Source organism: Belliella pelovolcani (assembly GCF_900156785.1).
Classification (GTDB): domain Bacteria; phylum Bacteroidota; class Bacteroidia; order Cytophagales; family Cyclobacteriaceae; genus Belliella; species Belliella pelovolcani.
In genome coordinates this window covers 210,069-231,590 of sequence record NZ_FTOP01000006.1, presented here as the reverse complement: position 1 = coordinate 231,590, position 21,522 = coordinate 210,069, and the positions used below count along the sequence as shown (strand labels likewise).

The window sequence follows — 21,522 nt, the reverse complement described above, 5'->3', positions numbered from 1 at the left end:
AGCCTCCTCTTACAGGGGGTAAGGCTTGAATCGGTGAGCTACAGAAAGCGCTATGATGCGTTAAAAAGAGCTTAAAAAAAAGTGCTTTTTTGAGTACAAAAACAGCCTCAAAATGTATCTAAAGCCACTTTTTTCAGTATCTTTATGTCATGGAAAACGGGGAAAAAGACTACAAAAAGCTGTACGAAGAAGCCCTGTTGACTATATCTGAAAAAGAAGAAAACCTGCTGAGAAAAGAAGAGATTATCTCAGACCAGCAGTTCGAACTCGACAAACTCCGCAGACATCTTTTTGGATTTAAGAGTGAGAAACGCACAAACAACGTAGGAGATGACCAGTTGGGACTTTTTGAACTTGGTACCACCAGATCAGTACAGGAAGAACTTTCTGAATCTATACCTGTGACCGAAAAGCCCACTCCGAAGAAAAGGTCGAAAGGTTCAGGGCGTATGTCCCTTCCCGAAGAACTTAGAAGAGAAGATGTGGTGATCGAGCCATCCGAATCTACAGAAGGCTGCGTGAGAATAGGGGAAGAAGTGACTGAAGTGCTTGAGGTAGTCCCTGCATCATTCTATGTAAAGCGTTATATCCGCCCTAAGTATGCCCGATCCAACGGTGAAGGCATCATTATCGGGGTGCTTCCCGATAGAGTGATAGAAAAAGGGATTCCATCCGAGTCGGTAATCGCCCAGATGACTGTTGACAAATACGTCTATGGGATGCCACTCCACAGACAGATAGATAAATACTCCAAAATGGGTGTACGCATCCCCGCTTCGAGTGCATCGGATTGGATCATGAAAGGCTGGGATCATCTCAAACCACTTTGGGAACTGCTTCGGCTGATTGTGGTCAACCAAAAATATCTCCAGGTAGATGAAACACCGATAAAGGTTCTGGACAGGGATCACAAAAACAATATCCATCAGGGGTACATGTGGCTTTATCATTCCCCTGTGGACAGGCTTGTATTATTCGATTACCAAAAAGGCAGGGATCAGTCAGGTCCCAAGAAAATGCTTGAGGACTTTAGGGGTATCATCCAAACTGATGGTTTTGCAGTCTATGATTCACTTTTTGGAGATCATCCGGATATCCATCTGACTTTCTGTATGGCGCATGCCAGGCGGAAGTTTGTGGATGCTGTAAAGGACGATGAAAAACAGGCTAATTATATACTCGACGAAATCCAGAAACTCTATCTTCTGGAAGCGAAGATGCGGGATGACTCAATGGGGTGGCAACAGCGGACAGCATTGAGAAAGGAACATGCGGAGCCTGTACTGGAAAACCTCGGAAACTGGCTGGAAGAAAAGCAGTATAGCTACAGGCCTAAAAGTCCGATGGGACAAGCCATAGCTTATGCCCACAAAAGATGGGCTGGATTAAGTGCATACGCCTTGCACGGGCAGATGGAAATCGACAACAACTTGGTTGAAAATGCAGTAAGACCGTTGGCGGTAGGTAGAAAAGCTTATCTTTTTGCAGGATCCCAGCAGGCAGCCGAGATGGCAGCGGCCATGTACTCCTTCATGGCAAGTTGCAAAAAGAATAAAATCAACGAGTTCGATTGGCTCAAGGACGTGTTCGAAAGAATCCAATCCCACAAGCAAAAAGACCTTTATCAACTTCTCCCATCAAACTGGGAAGAATACCGTCCAAAATAAAATCCATTCTTTACAAGATGGGGTTGGTCGGAGGGATACGAAGATATCACATTTGCTAAGTACTCTATGTATGAATATACTCTCCTTTATCATTAGTATCGTGGGGAGCTCAAGAAAAGTCATCGAGCATGACATCCGATCAGAAACCCTGATGTCGATCAAATCGGTAATGGATTCCTTCTATGTACGATGGTCTAATAAAGCTGTTGCCGAACGTTCATTTTTTCTGGGCACTTTTCGGCTGGCGCTCTTCGTGTTCCTTGTCTTGCTTTGCGGTATAGCTTCTGTGGCGGACTCATTTTCCTCCGAATTCATGCACATCAAGACCGTTATAATCGCAGACATCATACTGATCTTTTTTGTTGTTTTTAGTAGTCCTTCTGACTCTATGGAATTGAAGAAAGAGACGAAAAGATTAATCCTGATGCTTTCAAAAATTTTCCTTGCAGCAGCGGTGGTTACCATCATTCTCCAAAAACGGTTGCATGTTACTGGATATGAAAATATTGTTTCCTTGCTATCTATTACTATTTTCCTGTTGTTATTAGGGACGGCATTGTGGTTGTTAAAGCTAATCCCTTATTTAATCACAGCATATTTTTATGGGGCTTTAAAAAAAAGTAAACAGCACGAATCGGATCAACTGGGACATTTCATCAGGTATCTGGGCTTGTTTATGAAAATCCTTAAAGGGGGAGTGCTTATTTTCTTCCTATTTGGAAACCGTTTTGTGAATTGGATTTTTTAGTAGAATCTGGTTTAATGTCTTTATTTTTTCAGGTCTTTTGAAGGAGCCTGTTGAACTAATTACCAAACAGCAAAAAGTCATCCTCCAACTTTCTATTATTGAAAGGAAGATAATTCCCAAATTGAAGAATTGTTGCGAATTGACTGAAAGATTTTTATAAGATTGACGGGGAAACTGGATGAGAGAACTATTCCTATTTACTTCTTAGGGCGCTTTGGCGGTTTTAAAGACGGTGTATTTCCTGGAGTATCTTTATTATCCCTTTGACGTTGGTCTGGTTTTCCCGTTGATTTGGCTGTTCTCTTTGGCCCTGGTTTTAGTCCCATATCTTTTTCTTTTTAAGTTTTAATAATGAAATTAATTCTACTCAATTTTCCTGAAAAAAGAAAGCATTTTTAAAATAATTTTCATAATAAATGAGATAATTTGAAACATCAGGATCGATTAGAAATGATTATTTGATCTGTTATTTGAATTACGGGCTTTCGAATTCAAGTCGCATTAGAAATCCAATCCCAATACTAAGAATAGGGGACACCATCCCAAATACAAAATCTCTCACATTCAACTAAAAACCAATACAACCACTTCCTAAAATCCACCAATCAGCCTACTATTCCACCTAACAAACCCTTCACCCAGCGGTTGTCAGTCAATACGCCACGGCGTACACAGCAGGCACTAACCAAATGCTATGCATTCATAGATGCCATTAAAAAAAACAAACACATTATCTATAAAAGCCCTGATAAATTTTTACATCAATCAGGGCTTTTTTGCAAATGCTTTCATCAGGTGGGCTAAATGTTATTCCTACGCCCTTTTTTTTCTGTCATCTGTTTTGTTGCCATTTCGTGTCGTTTTAGGTGCGTTGGCTTGGGTTTTGTCATAGGTCTGTGCATATAAAAGATGGCAGTTTTAAAGGTAAATAAATTTCGTCTTGGCTATGTTTCATGTAGTCAGCTTTATCATCGTCCCACAAAAAGCCAGGTCTGATTAAAGTAAAGTCGTTTGTCTTGGTTACTGAATGAACAAAGCAATAACCCCAAGGTGATTTGTAAATAATTTGTCCTTGAACTGCTGATGTATCAAAGTTTTTGTCTACAAGCCGTTTTATCACTTGCTTAAATGCTGGACAAACTTTTCTGTAAAATGTCTCTAAATTTTGTTCAAGTCCGCTTGCTCTGTGTTTCAGTTCTGAAATTCTATAAGTGATTTTAGTTTTCAATTCACCAAAGTTGTTGTTGAAATCTTCAACATCTTTCCATCCTAAATAATGAAGTGTGTTTAATAGCATTGAAAAAAAGTAATGTAACTCATTTTCTTTCCATCGGTTGTTTAGCAGGCAAACGATTGTGCTTACAAGTGCCTCACCTTTTAATTCTTCAACTTTCTTTTTGGTGTAGTCAAATTCATATTCCTTAAATCCTGTTCTTGCCAGCATCAAAAAGTCGCCAATTAAATTTAAACAACAACCTTTCACATTGTTGTTATCATACTCGTCAACAAATGGAAGATAGCTAAAGAAATGCTGTGTGTCTTGTTCGTCATACTTTTCAGACTTGCCTCCATACTCAAGTATCAATTCAAGAGCAATTAAATACTTGGTTAAATCTGTTAGTGTCGGCTTATATATTTTTGGTCGGTTTTTACCGTAAAGTATTTCTTGCTGATTACTGTAAAGATTATCAAAGTAGCTTATCAATTTTCTCCTTTCAGATTTGAGCAAAGCGAAAGATAGATTACGAAGTGTTTTCACTTCGTTTTCTTCATTTCCGCTTATGTTGCCTAAATTCTCTTCCTGTTCGTCAACGCCAATATCATCTTGCCTGTTTGTTGAAAGTCCTTTTGAGTGAATGAACTTTAGAACATCTAAAACACGAAGAGAAAGAGAAGAGAGTAAAAGGTTTTTCTCAAATGCAGAATGTTCAATCGGCTTGTAAGATGAAAGATCATAAAGTCTTTCAGGTTCTTTCTTTTCCTCTCGTTTCGCATCAGTGTTTTTACTTTTATGCAACACACTTGTGCCTTCCTCATTTTCTGTTTCGTCAATGATTGCGTAATGCAACAAGTCAAGAACCTTGCTTAATTCACCGTTTTGAATTTCGCTGTAAATTCTTTCAATGTCCTCTGTCTTTGGATTGGGATGAGTTTTCGCAAGAAGGAAATAATCAGAAACTAAAAGTTTGTTTGAAATAAATTCGTCTGCACTGTCGGCAAACTGAATATACTGAAAACTGCCTAACTCTGCATTGAGTTTTATTTTTAGTTCTTGTTCATACTTTGAAATTTTTTGCGAATGCAAAAATCTGTTCTGCCTGTCAAAGAAAACTACTTTGAATTGCACTGAATAATTCCCATTTGAATGTAGTGTGAGTTCATCGTAAATCAATTCTGCTGAAAGCAGTTGAACTTTAAATTGATTGTTCTTGATTACGATTTCATAAATTGATTTTGTTGCTGTCGCTGTGAAGTCAGAAAGTTTTTTGCTGTTACCTGATTTCAATTTTATTCCTAACTCATTTAGCAATCCTCCCTTTTCGGATTGAATAAGAAGTGAAACTTCTGCGTTTGAAATTTTCCCTGCTAATCCCAAACCTTCAGGCGTAACATTGGCACTGCCGAATAAGCAAAACTCCCTTCCACTTTTGGTTTTGAAGTGAATAATTTTCCCGTGGAGTTTTGATTTAGCGTTTTCATATTTTGCATATTGAACTTTACTTACACCTGCATCACGCCAATCATAGAAAGTAAACCCTTTGCTCACTTGCATTGCAAAGGGAATTAAACCACTTTCATCTAACACAACATTTATTTCTGCTAACGGAAAAATAGATTTCAGTTCTTGCAATGCTTTTCCGTTAATGTCATAGAAAGGGGAGATAGAAGTAATTTCAATTACTTTCTCATTGCTGATATGTTCAGAAAGTTCCTTCCAAATGGAAGATGTTTCTGAATTGAATAAGAAAGCAACTTTCTCTTTTTGTGAAGTGTCGGAAAACTGAAACGGTTTTACTTTTGGTAATTCATTCAACCATTTTGAATGTTCAACTATCCATTGTGTTGTCTTTTCATTCATTTGTCCTCTAACTGTTGCAGAAAGCTTTGAAAGATAATTCCAAGCTGCTGAAAAGATTGGTGCGTTTTCGGTTGAACGAATGTCAAAGTGAAATGCTCCCCAAATTTCATCGTTGTTACCGTTTCCTGAATTAGTCAAGTTGCCTGAACCAACAATTAGCAATCCTTCTTTGTCGCCAAACAACATCCAAATTTTGGGATGGAAGATTGACTTTTGAAAAACAGGGTAAAGTGAATAACCAGCGGTGAGTTGCATTTCTTCGCCTGTGGCTTGTTGCATTAGCTCTGAATAATAATGCCCGTCAATGAAAACATTTATGTTTCTCACTCCACACGAACGCAACCATTTCATCGCTTTCATTTCAAAGAAATAAAAGTCAAAACTAAAAGTTGTGAGAATACAAGAGTGGTATCTTCTACTTCCTATTAAGGTCAATATGTTTTCTCTTTCCAATGCCATCAGTCAATCAAAAGTTTTTTATGTAAGGGTGATAAAACTCTTTGGTCGTTGATTACTTGCAAGTCAAACATTATGTTTTGCAAAGCATTCATTCTTGGCGAAGTGTTTCTTGGCGGAAATATGTCAATGAAACGAATGTATTGTTCTTCAATAAAAAATTTGTGTGTCGTTTGTGAACCGTTGCCCATTTTTCTAAGTGCAACCATTGAATGTCTGTAAATGATTTTTCGTATAATGAATTGCTCAACAAACTCTTGAAGTGCTTCCTTTTCTGCTATGTGAACTGTCAAGATGCCGTCAACCATATTCCCATCTCTCTCAGTTCGCTTTCTGCACATAAACTCTTTCAAAGGGTGAAGTTGTTCTTTGTTGTTTTTGAATAGTTGTAGCAAAAGCATAAAACCATTTTTTGCTGCAAGAACGGGGTCTTTGGTTTCGTCAATTTCTTTTTTGGTTTGTTCTTCGTCTGTCGTGTCGGCAATCAGAGATAGAATTTCTGAAACCAAAGTTGTTGGTTGTGTTGATTGCTTTAACTCTTTGCAAATTTCTTTCGTGATACTGCTTGAAAACTTTTTTACAAATGAAGGTAAGTATTGGTCTTGCTGAAAATCGTAAAGGTGTTGCAGCACTGCCCAAAAGATTGTTCCGCAACTGTATTGCCAATACTCGTTTAGTTGGTAGCAATACCAACCGATGTTGGTTTCTGTTTCGGGTTGGGAACTTGTTCCCAACTTTTTTTGATAACACTCCAATAGAAACTTATACCAGTCGTAATCTTTTCCATTTTGAACGGCTGAGTTTAACAGTGATAAAATTGTTTCCCTTCTGTGAAAAGTAAAAAGTTCTTCAACCTCTTGGCTTGGTTCGTCTTTGTCCAAAAGCATTTCAACATACAGTCGCCATTCATCGTTTTTAGTTTCTATGGTGTCAATCGCAAAATATTTTATCAGTTCGGGAATGTCAGATTGGTAAAGTTTTCCTTTTTTGATATTGCTGTAAAGCAATTCCTTTATCTGTGGTGTCAATGAATTTTCAAAAGCATCGGCTAATTGTTTCCCTGAAACTTTTTGTCTTGGGTGTGGTTGGCTGATATTGTAAATAACATCTCCGTCCTCATTAACTGCTGTAATGATTAGCGAAAGTGCTTGCATTGCTCCGTAATAATATTGTCCGAATGCACCTGACGGATATTTCCAATAAACATCTTTTTCGCTGTCGTCTTTGTCTGCTCCTTCGGCTATGTCAAAATGATTTCCTGTAATTGTGTTCAGTAGGTTGGAAGCAAAATTACTTCCAGTGATTTGTTGAACTCCTTTCCGTTGGCTCTGCATAATTATCGCAATAATCAATTCTGCTCTGCGGATAAAACGATATTGTTCTTTTGAGTTGCCTTTCTTTTCCGTCTTGAAATAGAAGTCCAACAGCCAACAATAAAAACCATAATAGCGAATTCGGTTTGTCAAGTTGGAAACCCCTGGCAACATAGTAGCGTATGTCGCCTCCGATGTTGTTTGAAGTCCCAACGGGTCAAGTCCAGTGATTAGATTTATTGATGCACCCCAGAATGGATATTTTGATTTACCTTTTTGTAATACAGCCATTTATAAAAGTATTATTAATCTACAATATTTTGTCTGCTAAAAGTGCATTTGGGAAAAAGCAAATGTGCTGCTTTGCATTGCCTTTGAACGTGGGGATGCAGCTCTTTTGATTTTGTTGAACGGTTTGGCATTTTGTCTTTCATTTTTCAGTTCGTTTGTTCTCGGTCGTGTAGTCTTTTAGAGTTTTGATTAACGAATTCAAAATCCCTCAATTTGAGCTGATTTCCAATCTTAATTAGTCAAAACCAATTTATCGATTTGTTTTTTAATCCTTTTAACTAACATCAACCTTCTTTTCTGATCCAGAAATAAATACACTTCAGGATTAATCTTAGTGACTCACAAAACAACAATTCCTAATATTCGGAATATGTTATTCTATAAAATCACTACCAGCTTTCTTCCTGTAGCAATTAATTGAGCGTTCAAGATGGTTTTCGATATACAAAACTTTTTTTCCAATGTGTTGTACTATAGAATTTTTAATGCTTTTTGGCCCTTTTTAGTAAGCAAGTATTTTTGTTTTGGATGACTTGGACTGTTTGGAAACTTCAATTCAATAAAACCCTTTTTTAATGCTGGATCTATATAATTCTCTCTGAAGTTTCTTCTATCTTTTAGTCCAAGGGCATCTTGAAGCTCCTGTCTACTTTTTTCGCCAACCAGCACTTTAAGCAGATTTCTTACTTCTACGGTACTACCATGGTGGTCCTGAGTTGAATTATCTATACTTGGTGGGTACTTGGTGGGTACTTGGAGGGAGCTTGGTGGGAGCTTGGCGGGTATTGAGTTGGTGACGCCATATCCTTGGCGATAAATGGTTACATTGAATGTATCTTCCTGAGTAAACTCTGGATCAACTAAGCCTGCTTCATTTGCAAGAGTCACCATGTCTGAAGTTCCAGTACCTAATCGTTCAATATATCCAGCTTGGTACATTGGTTCCGCCAACAAAAGATTGCGAGGGACTGAAGTATGTAATTGTTTCAACTTTTCTACTGTCCAACCTAATGGTAAAAAACCTGGATTACGAATTTCAAGACGATCTTTAAAAAGCATAACTTGAACGCTTCCGTTGTTGGTATAATCACGGTGAGCTACAGCATTTACAATGCCTTCAGCAATCACCTCTCGCGGGATTTCATATTTTCCTGGAATTGAAGTGCCTCCTGCTCTTGTTTCAACTTGATAATCTAGCTTGGAAAGAATAAAGTCTTCTACCTGATCTACTAGTTCAAAAACAGTACCTGTAAATACTTTGTAAGAAGCAATTGGCTTCTTACGATCAATTCCCAAATGATACTCACAGCGTACTTCTGAACTTGGAAAGAAACGAGATGGCTCATACCCAAATAATAAAATAGCAGCGTTATTTGGTTTATTATCATTCAATAGATTTAAATGAGTAAGTATTTCTTCAGAAGGAGCCGTGGGTTGTAATTTGAAACCTCTTTTAGAGCGAGCTAAAATGACAAAATCAGCAATTTTTTTTGGATCAATTGCTGAAAGGTTTGCCTCCTTCAAAGTTGAAGCATCAAAAGGAGTAGTTTGAATTCTGCCACTTTCTTCTAAATACCTAACCAAAGAAGCATAAAGTAATGATTTTAAATCAGAATAATCTGAAAACTTGCGCCTTACCAAAAAGGCTTGTGCTTTATAAATGAATTGTACTTGATTTTGATCACGATCTTCATTTGCATGATCGGTGACAAACACCAAACGATGTTTATGCAAACGCGAAGCTTCATCAAATTCTTCTTCGGTCACAGAAATCCCTTTTTTGCCTACAAAACCATATTCCTTGCCTAAGATGCCCAAATAAATTCCGCATTGGCCAATCTCATCCAAGAATACTTGTTGGGGTGTGTTGTCCATTGCCGGTAGTTTTTCGAAGAGAAATACTTCGAAAAACTTACCTAAAAAGGGATCTGCTGTAATCCATTCAAATAATTTAAACCTTTCTTGCTCAAACTCCTTTTGTACACTGCTAACAAATATTCTAATCATAATTAAATCTTCTCCATGTTCAATGCCAACTAGATCCCAAAACTAGGCTTTATCAATAAGGAAGTCAGCAAATACTCCCTACACACCTGATAGACAATAATACCCCGTTTCCTTTCAGCAATCCTGATAGTTTATTACATAAATCTGATTTTCTATATTTCGACATAAATGCTTTTCTCTAGTGGGCTAAATGTTATGCCCAGTATTTCTTCATTTTTTTAAATTTGCTCCGTAATAAATTCCTGGCAACTGTCCTTCAACAGGAAATTCGATTAAGTTAATTTTATGCTCATAAATGATTGGTCCATATTTTATAAAATTTATAGGATAGTCCGAAAAACTTGTGTTAATCATTAATTTTTCCAACAGTAAGGAAGTGAAAATTAAAAGGGCATTTTCTCCTGCATTGTGTAAATTCAAAAAAGCATTTCCTTTTGTCGTATCGTCTTCGTCATAGATATATTGCTTTTCAAGAACCTTCCCAGCTTTTAGAAAAATGGTCAAGTCTGGATATTCTGTATGCACATTTTTTAATTCATCATTATCTATATTGTCTATGGTGAAGTTTTCTCCACCATTGAATATAAATGAAATGAATGGTAATATTTTAGGTGTCGAAAAAATTACATTTACCTTTTCGTTGTTTTCAAATGCTTCGACTTTGTGTTCTAAAAACTGAACTCTTTGGTCAATGTTTGGGGATTGCGGTAAGCTTGAAATTTTAGAAGCTGCAATCTTTTTAGTTTTAATATCATTGAAAACATCATTTGACCAGTTCGTTTTTATTTCCATTATTGATTTTACGGATTCAACAAAGAACATTGAGTGTCCTAAAAGTTTTAAGCTTGGAAAATTATGTTCATCCCAAATAACTAAGTCTGATTCTTTACTTTTTCCCAAAACACCGTAAACCATTCCTTTTCCAATGCCAAATCTCTTGGGTAAGATTTCTTTTAGATAAATATCAATCAGATTTTCACGATGACTTCCTTTCAATGAAGAATGTTCAACTATCGCTTGATTTGAAATAGCGATTAATTGTTCTGATTTCATCTTAAAATAAGTTTTAATCAAGTCATATGTTGATACTTTATCTTTCATTGAAGCAGTGTCTTTTTAACCTTCTGACTTACGAATACAAATCCCTCAATTTGAGCTCATTTCCAATCCTCGTTAGCCAGACCCAATTTACCCATTCCCTTTTCAATTCCCTTAACCAACCCCAACTTTCTTTCACAAAACCTCGCAAACCAAATCCAACCCCTTCTTGATCCAATTACAAAATCTATAAAAACAATCATTGGATCAGGGCATACTAGAAAACCAAAACAAAGGGTAGGGGAGACCATCACCAAACCAAACCAAATACTCCCAAATTCAACTAAAATCCAATACAACCACTTCCTAAAATCCACCAATCAGCCTACTATTCCACCTAACAAACCCTTCACCCAGCGGTTGTCAGTCAATACGCCATAGGCGCACACAGCAGCCACTAACCAAATGCTATGCATTTATAGATGCCATTAAAAAAACAAACATAATTATCTATAAAATCCCTGATAGATGAATGCATCAATTAGGGATTTTTTTGAGGGCTTTTGGCTAGTGGGCTAAATGTTGGCAGCTGGTGTTCTCTTTGTTGTCATTTTAAGTATCATACTATATTGAAATGTAACACTTTAGATTCGTTTTCTGTAATTGTGTTTGGAAATTTTGATTCTGAAATTTCACAAAATACCCCTTTAGTTCGAAAGGCGTAATTATAGAAATTTCTAAGTATGAAGTTTATAAAAATACTTGGAGTTATTGGGCTATTTACGGGAACTCTACAATATTCATACTCTCCAAACGTAACGTGAGAATATGGATGCTCAATTTCAGTAAACATATTTTCATCAACGTTATAATCAAATCGAATCGGAAATGCTACTACATTTTTTTCAATCATATCGTGAAATTCAGAATCTCCAAAATACTGTTCTTCATAAGCCTCTGGAGCATTATCATATCTTTCTAAAGTGGGTGAAGGAAAGAACGCCAATCTGTGAGAAATTAAATTTCTTCCTGTTGCATTGTATTCGTACATCATCTGAATCAATGCGCCATCAACCATTTTGAAATTAAAATTCCTATCATTCTTGAGTACATTATACTTTTCTGAATAAGGTATATTTCTCAATGCAATTGATAGGTCTCTTTGGTCTTGCCAACTTATTTTCGTACCTGATCGATTAGGCCACTTTTCATCTATTGACAATCCATTCTCAATGATTTTCTGCGTTATAGACGTAATTTCTTGATATGTTTCATTTATTGTCATTGAGTAATTTTCTAAGTTCTTCAATAGTTTCTTTAGGTAGGTCTTGGAGATGGACTTGTTGATTCCTTAGTTTTGAAATTAAATTAAGTGCCTCTTTTTCTGATTCTGTAATTGCTTTTTTGTCAGCTTCAGTTAAATCACGATGAAGTACATTCAACTTTTCCATTTCTTCAATAGTAGGATAATCAAATTTTAATCTAAATTTTTCCTCTTTTACTTTGCTGAATTCTTTTTCTAATTTATTCATTGCTTCGCCTACTCCAAATACTCTGACCCAAGCTTTACTTCTCGTAATTGCAGTAAATAATATATTTCGCTTCTTAATCAATTCATATCCTCCATAACAATACTCTGAACCAACTACGTATACCATTGCTGCTTCATTTCCTTTTGCTCGATATATACTGGTAAATGCAATGGAATTGTCAATAAAAAATTCATCTGGAGAAGTATTTACGCCTGCAAGGTGAGATTCAATTCCTTTCTTGAAAAGTATATTTCTCAAAGGAGCAAGTTCATTCTTGGCTTTTAATGGATTAGGATGAATAACAATAATATCACGAAAACCTAAATCGTCATTTTTAAGATTACTTTCAATTTGATTTGCAACATATTCATATTGCTCTGTATTTGAATTGAAAGATTTAAACTCGATTATTTCATTTGTTGGTATCTTCTCAGTTAGAAAATCTGGACTTGACTCACTGTCTCTTTTTAAAACAACTCTCTCTCCAAATTCTAATTTGCCTTCATCAATTTTATAACCTACATCAGTCCATAGTTCTATATCTCTGAACATTGTAACTAATTGTTCCTCCCGATAAATTCCAAAACCAAGTGCGTGGGCAGTAACCAAAACAGGTGCAGAGTTTCGGTAGCATTTTTCTAAAATAATATCGTGTTGCGGTTTATTCTTTTGGTCTAAGAAATCAATTCCGGGAAAAATGTCTAAGGGGTTGCTTAATGAGTTTGAGTCATTTAACTTTTGCAGTTCATCATAGGCATAAATTAGTCTTTTGTTTTTCGGATTGTTCTTAGATGCAGGTTTTAAAAGGCTATAACAAAGTTTCAAGAAAGATTCAGTAAAATCTTGTGCTTCATCAATTAATATGGCATCATATATTTCATTAGTTGACTTGGCCTCCGAAATTGCTTTTTGTGATAAAACATCAATAAAATTTGCATTCGAACCAAATCTGTTCTTTGCGGTATCATAGTCTAAATACTCAACATTGTTGGTTTTACAGAATTCATAGTAAAATCCGTTGTCTTTAGATGAACCCCAAGCTTGTTGAATTTTTACTTTCGACCAATCAGGTTCTTCGTTTTTATGTTCAATAGTAAATTTGGTTATCAAATCAATAAATTGATTTTTCAAAGAACGTGTATAGTAAGCAACTCCAATATTCCAATCAGGAAATTTGGAATGTAAGTAAGCAACCTTAAGAGCAAGCACAATTGTTTTACCTGAACCCGCTAAACCCCTTATTCTTTGAATTCCTTCAACTGTCTCGATTACGGCCTTACTTTGTCGTCTATCCAAATTAGATATTGATTTCTCTAAGTCATTTAGTATAGCAGCTTTAGACTTTTCATTTGAAGTCTTTCGTGGTGGTTTTGCTTTTAATTTTGTAATGGCTTGAATAGCTTGGATTACTCGCTTGTAATCCTCAAATAATAAATCCTTTTGTTCATTTTCGGATAGAAAAGAATCAAAGTCGGCCTTTTCAATTATTGTTTCCTGGTCTTTATTTGCCTTTGGCCAAGAAGGTGCAATAGTCAATACATTTAAGTTTACTTTTAGTTTTCCTCTTTTTTCTGAAAGTTCTTTGTATCCAATAAGACGTTGTAAAACTATATTAAATAATTCATCCCTAATTTCATCTCTATTTGAGACATCTGGTTCTTCAACAATGTCAAAAACAATTACACCGTGTTCGGAACTAATTAGTAATGCGTCTAATGATGACTTATCTTCGATTGAGCCTACAATCGGATATCCTGTATATAATACACCATCACTAATTCCTGAACTTTCAACAAATTCAATTAGTGCCTCTGTTGAGACTGGTTTATTTGATGCACCCCTTATTATATCAATCATTTTTTATCTTGTTAGTTGTTGTTCACCATTTGCAAAGTTAGCTTTTTGTCCTAATTCTTGGTTCGGAGTCTGTTTTTACACTTGCTACCAACAGTTTTCTATCACTAATAATAGTTGATAGCATCCCAAAATGGCATGATATCATCAATATTGTTGATATTTTTTAACTAACTCTTCTCCAAACCTACCCATTTTTCCATGTCAAAAAAATACCCCCAACAGGGTATTTTTACTAATAAACAAGAAAATATTACAAATTGACTACTTCTTTTTTCTATACTCAAATAAGCTAGTTGATATCTGCTTCGATTCTATTAAGCCTTTTTCTACGAATTTATTTAATGCATTAGTAATTGAAGAGCTTAGGTATTCCCAATGGCACTCTTCAGATAAAAATCTCGAAATATCCTTTACTTGAACATATTCATCAAGTATCTTTTCTGATAATAATATTTGCTCAATAACTATCGGAAGTTTGGGGCTATTTGTAAAAGTATATGTGTATGCGTTACTACCAGGTTTATGGATGCGTTTCATTTTAGCGATTAACGACCTCCAGTCTGGAATTTCAAAATTTGAATGGTATAAATCTTCCCTATTTATTCCAAAAAATGCACATATAGGTGTTAATTTATGGACATCATATGATTCAATTCCATTTTCAATTCTGTTTATAGTAGTAATTGGGATTTCAGTTGCTTTGGAAAATGCTTTTGTACTTAATAGCAATCTTTCTCTCATTGTTTTTATTCTTGAACCTGCTAAAATATCCTTATCTACCTCTTTATTATCCATGAAATAAATAAAGAGAGCTTCTTAATTTATTTTGTGTATTTTTTTGGAATTTAATAAATCAATGTATATATTTGTTTCAGTTAGTTAGAAGTTAAAAATATCTTAGTGTTTATCAATTGATTAAAGATTAATATTTTAAAATACTTACTAAAGAGCTCGTAACCCGAAACCGCCAGTTTTGAAGAACGCGAGACGATAGGTAAGTGCTCATATCATTAGTTAATGCAATTTGACTTTTACAAGTTATATTTGCGGGACTAAAAGATATGGGCCCTATCGTATAAGCTGCGTTCAAGTTCCTGGCGGTACATGGGTTGCAGTGATAGGGTCCAGCTTTTAGTCCTGTTGGATTTTTATCATAGTTTGCTCTTTTTTATTGTGACATTATTATGAAAGCGAGCACAACACACATCAATCTTTTTGCGCGACCGCAGCACACCTTGCCAAGCAGGGTGGAGGGTTTGGCTTGCACTTCCCCTTATCAGCTCGGTAGAATCATCTCCCTACAAGAGATTCAGCGCAATATCATCAAATCTCCAGTCTGAGATATGCTTTCGGTCTTGACTATCCCATGGACTGCTAGCTAGAGCCCGCAGGATAGCTCAGGTATTCCCATTCGAGACGAGCCCCCGATGAACTTCGTTTTTCCAACCTATCTACGCTAATGGGTGCGCTCGCAATCTTTCCGATCATATAGCTCCTGCATGAAGCTCCATCCGAAAGATCCATTACCTATTTCTTAGCCATCAGGAACTATTCCATGTTCCCGTACCAGCTGAAAAGACGCAAGTTTTTCTAGCCTGACAGAGCTATGCCCTTTTTTCCAAGAAAGGATTGATAGCACAAGGAACATAGTGAAAAGTACAGCCTCAATCATCCCCAAGATGATCAAAGGATACCCCTATGCCAAATCTTAAATTTTAGATCTAAGATTTAAAGTCACAACCCTAGCCAGTGTCTTCAATTTCTAACCCTTAAAAACAAGTAATGCTAAACTGGTTGGCAGCGGTCCACATTGCTGCGCACTGTGCTGGGGTTTTTCTTAAATGTCGACAAGCACGAAGCTCAATAATTCGAGGCAATTTCTTCAAATCTCTAAAACCTTCGAGGTCAAAATAAGACCTCAAAGGTTAATACACACACTTCAATCAACCAATAACCCAATTTTCTAATCCCTAATTCCCAATAACTAAATCAACCATTAACTAATCAACCCCGACCCCTCGGGGCTCAATCAACCACCCCGACCCCTCGGGGCAACTAACAATTAACCCCCAACCTTCCAACATCTATCAACCCAATCAACATAAAAATGAAAAACTCATTAATCCTCATATTCCTCATAATATCGACGAAAGTTGCTTTCACTCAGACCACCCAACCCAAAGAGCAGGAGGGGCATCCCTCCTCTCTTTCTACCCAAGAAAGTTTACCTTTTCACTTGATCATAGAGATCAAAGGGAGAGATCTTACTGACAACAATATGACATTCTATTTTTGGGAGCACTACATCAATGCGGGTTACAAATCTCTACCTCCTGAAATCAAAGAACTAACTCCTAAAAATGGTTCTTTCTTTTCTGGTAATATCGGAGCCAAAGTATTTCATTTTACATCCTCAGAATTCTCTAAGCCCGCATTATTTAACTTATTCTATGAGTCTAGCTATTTGCTCAAAGACTTCTATGCTTTCCCAGGAGATACAGTCAAACTCATAGTAGAAAAAGATCAAGCAAAAGCATATTTCGTTGGTCCCAATGCTGCCCATTACCAACTCCAGCAAGATCTTGACCGTGAATTACAAAAGTTAATACGCCTTAAAACCCCTGTAATGCACGGGGCTACTAAGGAAGGTCTACTGAAGGATGATCGTAATCGGATATTGTATGAAGATGCTCAAGGCAATTATATCAGAGGACTCAATCCGCTAATGAAGTTTATAGCCAACCCAGAAGATCAAAAAACATATTTACTAAGTGTCAAAGATGAAATTTTCAATCTAGCGTCTTTGGAGAACCTAATTCTTCAAACATACCAAGAAGTCATTTCTCAACAAATCATCCAGTTTTTACATGCTGAATACATTGGCAAGTTATACTTCAGAGAAATAGCCAGTTTTAAACGATTTGATGCCACATTAAATCCAATTAAACAAGAAATCCTCAACTATGTCAAAACCATAGCAGACAACAATATTACATTCAAAGACATAGATCAAGCTTTTGCATTTCAGGATTTGTTGATAGAGCTAGCTTTTGGTTATAACCTCATCGGAGTCCAGAATGCATTTACCTTTTTTGAACAATACCCATCAGGATTGAAAGAAGTTTTGATGACAAGGTTTATTGGGAAAAACTTCAGCTCTCAGAAGCAAATAGATTACTTCTTAAATGAAGCCAAAAAGATAGCGACATTGTCTTGGACCAATCAAGTTCTTGATCAATTGATTCAGAGCAGATCTATCGGCTCTAAATTCAAAGAAATTTTATTACCTGACGAAGATGGAGTAATCAACTCTTCTACTGACTGGGAAGGTAAAGTTGTATTGATAGACTTTTGGTTTACTGGTTGTAAAGCATGTATAGATTATTATGAAAAATGTATTAAGCCAGCTGAGGAATACTTTAAAGACGACCCTAATGTACTTTTTGTCTCCATCAACTCTGATAAAAACGAATCAACATGGTTGAAAAGCTTACAATCTGAACGATATACCTCCAAACATGCTACCAATCTATTTGCTGGTCAGGATCAAGGTCGGGACTTACTTACCTATTACAATATCAATAGCTATCCATCTCAATTACTCTTGGATAAAGACCTCAAAATTTACCGATCGGGAAGTTTTGCAAGAGTTCCTGATGCACTAAAAAACTTAATTTTTGAAGCCCTAACGAAATAAAAATCATAACCATCCTAAATCCTTATTTATGAAAAACAAAATTTTACGTCTACTACCATTGATCCTTATATATGCCTTGCACCTCAATGCACAAGACACTGAGATCCTTAAAGGAAAAATTATTTCCAATTCAGACCAGACATCGCTACCCGGAGCATCTATAAGAGTGAAAAACACCACGTTAGGTGTAATTTCTGGCAATGATGGTGAATTTGCAATCCGTCTTCCACAAGGGGAACATACTCTTGAGATATCTTTTATTGGTTTTCAGACGCTATCAAAGTCTGTCAAAATACCTCAGAAGGAGGAATTAATATTTGAGATGGAAGCAGATGACTTCAATCTTGAGACTTTCGAAATTATCTCCACAGGATACCAACAGATACCTAAGGAAAGAGCAACTGGTTCTTTTGTACAAATTGATAATGAACTCTTGGATAGAAGAATAAGTACCAACATCCTAGACCGACTTGAGGATGTGACCCCAGGTTTGATATTCAATAGAGTAGGCCCTTCTAATGACCCAATCAGTATCAGAGGTAGAAGCACACTATTTGCCAATACCATGCCTTTGATCGTAATAGATAACTTCCCTTATGACGGTCCACTTGAAAGTATTAACCCTAATGATGTAGAATCGATCACTGTTCTTAAAGATGCTGCCGCCTCTTCTATTTGGGGAGCAAGGGCAGGAAACGGAGTGATTGTCATTACTACCAAAAAGGCAGCAGAAGGTAAAGTAAAAGTCTCTTTCAATGCCAATACAACTATAATTGAACAATCTGATCTTTTCTACAGACCCCAAATGCCAATAGCTGATTTTATAGAAATTGAGAGGATGTTGTTTAGCCAAAACTTCTATAATAACAATATCAACTCTCCTAGCCAACCCAGATTATCTCCAGTGGTGGAGACCCTATTGGCACAAAGAAATGGCGGAATTGGCGCCGAGGAAGTAGAACGAAGATTAAATGAATTCAAACAGCAAGATTTCAGAAGAGATTTACTGAATAATTATTACAGTCATTCTGTGAATCAGCAATATGCTCTCAATGTATCAGGAGGTTCAGCATATCATAAATTTATAGTAGCTGGAGGATATGATAGAAACTTCTCAGGTATTCAAGGGAACAATAGTGATCGATATACACTCAATATTAGAAATGATTGGTCTCTGCTAAATAATAAACTCAAACTTGATGCAGCCATCTATATTTCTAATAATTCGGTTAAAACTACCACACAAACACCAAGCGGTTTTGCCTATGATCGACTAACAGATGATTTTGGTAATCCTGTAGGAATTGCTACAGTCTATAATGAAAGACTCCTCAATTCAGGCACTGACCTTGGATTGTTGGATTGGAGACACATTCCACTTGATGAGATAGGGATGCAAGATTTCAAAACTGAATCAAATGATTATCGAATCAATCTAAATGGAGCGTATCAATTATTACCTGGACTGAATGCTGAAATCCAATATCAATACTGGTCAAATTCAACTCAGAATAGAAACCATAGTCCAATTGAATTATTTTCTACTAGAAATTTAATCAATCAATTTACTCAAGTTGAAGATAATGGACAATTGACAAGACCTATTCCCATTGGAGGAATCCTTAACCTCAGTAATGCACAAAGCTACTCCAATACTGCAAGGGCTATACTTAGATATAACAAGCAAATTGCTGAGAAACACGAAATCAATGCAATCGGAGGATATGAAATCAAGGAAGGACAGTCAGAAACAAATGCAAATGTATTTTTTGGATATGATGATAACGTAGCTCAAAGTATTCGAACTGATAATGTAACGCTTTTTAGGAATTTTGTAAACCCTGGATCTAGATCTGCTATCCCCAATGTGACTGTGCCTCATCGTGGAATGGTAGATAGGTTTCTTTCATACTACGCCAATGCCTCTTATGAAATTGACCGTACCTATATCTTGTCATTTAGTGCAAGAAAAGATCAGTCCAATCTATTCGGCGTAGAGTCTAATATGCGAGGCGTGCCCTTATGGTCGATTGGTGGTGCATGGTTGATCAGCAACAATTCTTTTTATAATGTTGATTTTCTGCCCTATCTCAAATTAAGAGCAACTTATGGGTATAATGGAAACATAGACAGGTCTTTAAGTGCGTTCACAACAGTTCAGTTTATCAACGGAAACCCACTCTTACCTGGTGAATTAAGAGCCAATATTGTCAATCCACCGAATCCAGAATTGAGATGGGAAAGAATCAAAATTACTAACCTAGCCCTCGATTTTGAAACTAAAAATGGGAGACTTTCCGGTTCATTTGAAGCCTACAGAAAAGATGGTTTAGATCTTATTGGTTTGACTCCCTTTCCATCAGCAACAGGAAGGTCTACTGTAAGAGGAAACTTTGCAGATACTAGAACCAATGGCTTTGACTTTGAATTGACTAGTAAAAATATAACAAGATCTAATTTTTCTTGGTCTACAGTTTTCATGCATAGTCATCTCAGTGATAGAGTTACTAATTATGAAATGAGATCCTCTGTTGTAAATTACATCAACAGTTCCTCTGGTGCTATAGTCCCTTTAGAAGGCAAACCATTATTAGCAATATACTCTTATGAATGGGGTGGGTTAGATCCTCAAAATGGAACGCCAAGAGGTGTTTTGGATGGAGAACCTAGTACAAACTACAGCGCCATTATGGCTGCAGCTACACCTGAAAACATTATTTTTCATGGATCAGCAAGACCTACACATTTTGGTGCTCTTAGAAATAATTTCTCCTATAAATCATTTTCTCTATCCTTCAATATCAGCTATCGACTCGGGTATTTCTACAGAAGGCAATCCGTTGATTACAACAGCCTTCTAAGTGGAGTTATAGGCCATGGTGATTTTGTAAACAGATGGCAAGAACCTGGTGATGAACTCAGAACCAATATACCAGCATTACCAGCTGTGAGGAATATTCAGAGAGATGCTTTTTTTCAGCGCTCAGCTGCTTTAGTTGAGCCAGGAGATCATATTCGATTTCAAGATATAAGACTATCCTACAATATGAAAAAAGAAACTTTCCAAAGACTTCCATTTAGGCATGTAGAGCTATATAGCTATGTCAATAATATAGGAATCATTTGGAAAAAGACAGATGATATCCTCGATCCTGACTTCCCAAACATGAGACCTTTAAGAAGCATTGCCGCAGGCCTTCGAATTAATTTCTAATAATCAAACCACGAAACCACTACTTCCAAACGCTTAACCTCTTTTCCCCATGAAACCTACCAGACCCCCAACCTTTCAACTTTAAAATCCGCCGCGGCGGACAAGCTATTCCAACCTTCTAACACTTCATAACTAAATCAACCAATAACCATGCTCCCAACCAAACCCCCAATCTACAATCTCCCCGACCCCTCGGGGCTGAAATCCCCAGGGCCTCTCCGTCTACTTTCCTCATAAGGTTAAACGACGAATATAAACCCAAGTAGTCCGGATACACATACGGTGACGATACTACTGGACGGCGGAGTGGGGGAGTTCACTCCCCAGGCCGGCACCAATCCCAAACAACCGTAACCCCGCCGGCCTCCCTTTTTTCTTGACGAGACCTTTGAGGTTTCCAAAAACCTCGAAAGTCTTCACTAAACCACTACCCCGATCCCTCGGGGCAAATAACCACTAACCACTAACCCCCAACTTTCAAACCTTTAACCTCCCGATCCCTCGGGGAACCTTTAACCTCCTTTCCCATGAAACCAACCCGCCCCCCAACCTTCCAATCACAGCCCGACCGCTGGGGCTTAATTCTCCCCGATCCCTCGGGGCTAAAATCAACAGTGTCCATC

Annotated in this window: 12 protein-coding genes; 5 read left to right on the top strand and 7 right to left on the bottom strand. The window is 36.8% G+C overall.

What is annotated here, in order from left to right; all coding sequences use genetic code 11:
- Positions 1-149 precede the first annotated feature (149 nt).
- Positions 150-1,667 carry an IS66 family transposase gene (gene tnpC / locus BW935_RS09085; RefSeq protein WP_076500771.1) on the top strand — a complete coding sequence of 506 codons (1,518 nt, stop codon included), beginning with the start codon at positions 150-152 and terminating at the stop codon, positions 1,665-1,667.
- Positions 1,668-1,737: 70 nt separating this feature from the next.
- Positions 1,738-2,415 (top strand): hypothetical protein, encoded by a 678-nt coding sequence (locus BW935_RS09080; RefSeq protein ID WP_076500770.1) that lies wholly within the window; start codon positions 1,738-1,740, stop codon positions 2,413-2,415.
- Positions 2,416-3,301: 886 nt separating this feature from the next.
- On the opposite strand, the gene BW935_RS09075 is transcribed toward BW935_RS09080, so the two are convergent.
- The 7 genes from BW935_RS09075 to BW935_RS09040 form a co-directional block, all read right to left on the bottom strand.
- Positions 3,302-5,953, bottom strand: a complete 2,652-nt coding sequence (locus tag BW935_RS09075; protein ID WP_076500768.1) for a phospholipase D-like domain-containing protein — start codon at positions 5,951-5,953, stop codon at positions 3,302-3,304.
- Entirely contained in the window at positions 5,953-7,554 is a 1,602-nt protein-coding gene (locus BW935_RS09070) for a hypothetical protein (protein WP_076500767.1), read from the bottom strand. Before BW935_RS09070 ends, BW935_RS09075 begins: the two co-directional genes overlap by 1 nt.
- Before the next feature lie 471 nt (positions 7,555-8,025).
- The gene (locus BW935_RS09065) at positions 8,026-9,561 is read right to left on the bottom strand and encodes a Fic family protein (protein WP_076500765.1); all 1,536 of its coding nucleotides are present in this window, start codon (positions 9,559-9,561) and stop codon (positions 8,026-8,028) included.
- A gap of 210 nt (positions 9,562-9,771) precedes the next feature.
- Entirely contained in the window at positions 9,772-10,614 is an 843-nt protein-coding gene (locus BW935_RS09060) for a DUF6602 domain-containing protein (protein ID WP_076500764.1), read from the bottom strand.
- A 604-nt stretch (positions 10,615-11,218) separates the two neighbouring features.
- Complete coding sequence (locus tag BW935_RS09050) at positions 11,219-11,908, bottom strand: DUF2290 domain-containing protein (RefSeq protein WP_217695359.1); 690 nt, start codon at positions 11,906-11,908, stop codon at positions 11,219-11,221.
- Complete coding sequence (locus BW935_RS09045; RefSeq protein WP_076500761.1) at positions 11,871-13,988, bottom strand: DEAD/DEAH box helicase; 2,118 nt, start codon at positions 13,986-13,988, stop codon at positions 11,871-11,873. Before BW935_RS09045 ends, BW935_RS09050 begins: the two co-directional genes overlap by 38 nt.
- 261 nt (positions 13,989-14,249) lie before the next feature.
- A complete protein-coding gene (locus tag BW935_RS09040) occupies positions 14,250-14,783 on the bottom strand; it encodes a helix-turn-helix domain-containing protein (RefSeq protein ID WP_076500760.1) in 534 nt (177 codons plus the stop codon).
- Between the two features lie 389 nt (positions 14,784-15,172).
- Between BW935_RS09040 and BW935_RS18360 the strand changes: the two genes are divergently transcribed.
- The 3 genes from BW935_RS18360 to BW935_RS09030 all read left to right on the top strand — a co-directional run bounded on the left by BW935_RS18360 (position 15,173) and on the right by BW935_RS09030 (position 20,899).
- A complete protein-coding gene (locus BW935_RS18360) occupies positions 15,173-15,328 on the top strand; it encodes a hypothetical protein (RefSeq protein WP_175606654.1) in 156 nt (51 codons plus the stop codon).
- Positions 15,329-16,095: 767 nt separating this feature from the next.
- Positions 16,096-17,685, top strand: a complete 1,590-nt coding sequence (locus BW935_RS09035) for a TlpA family protein disulfide reductase (protein ID WP_076500759.1) — start codon at positions 16,096-16,098, stop codon at positions 17,683-17,685.
- A 28-nt stretch (positions 17,686-17,713) separates the two neighbouring features.
- Positions 17,714-20,899, top strand: a complete 3,186-nt coding sequence (locus BW935_RS09030; RefSeq protein ID WP_076500758.1) for a SusC/RagA family TonB-linked outer membrane protein — start codon at positions 17,714-17,716, stop codon at positions 20,897-20,899.
- Positions 20,900-21,522: the final 623 nt, after the last annotated feature.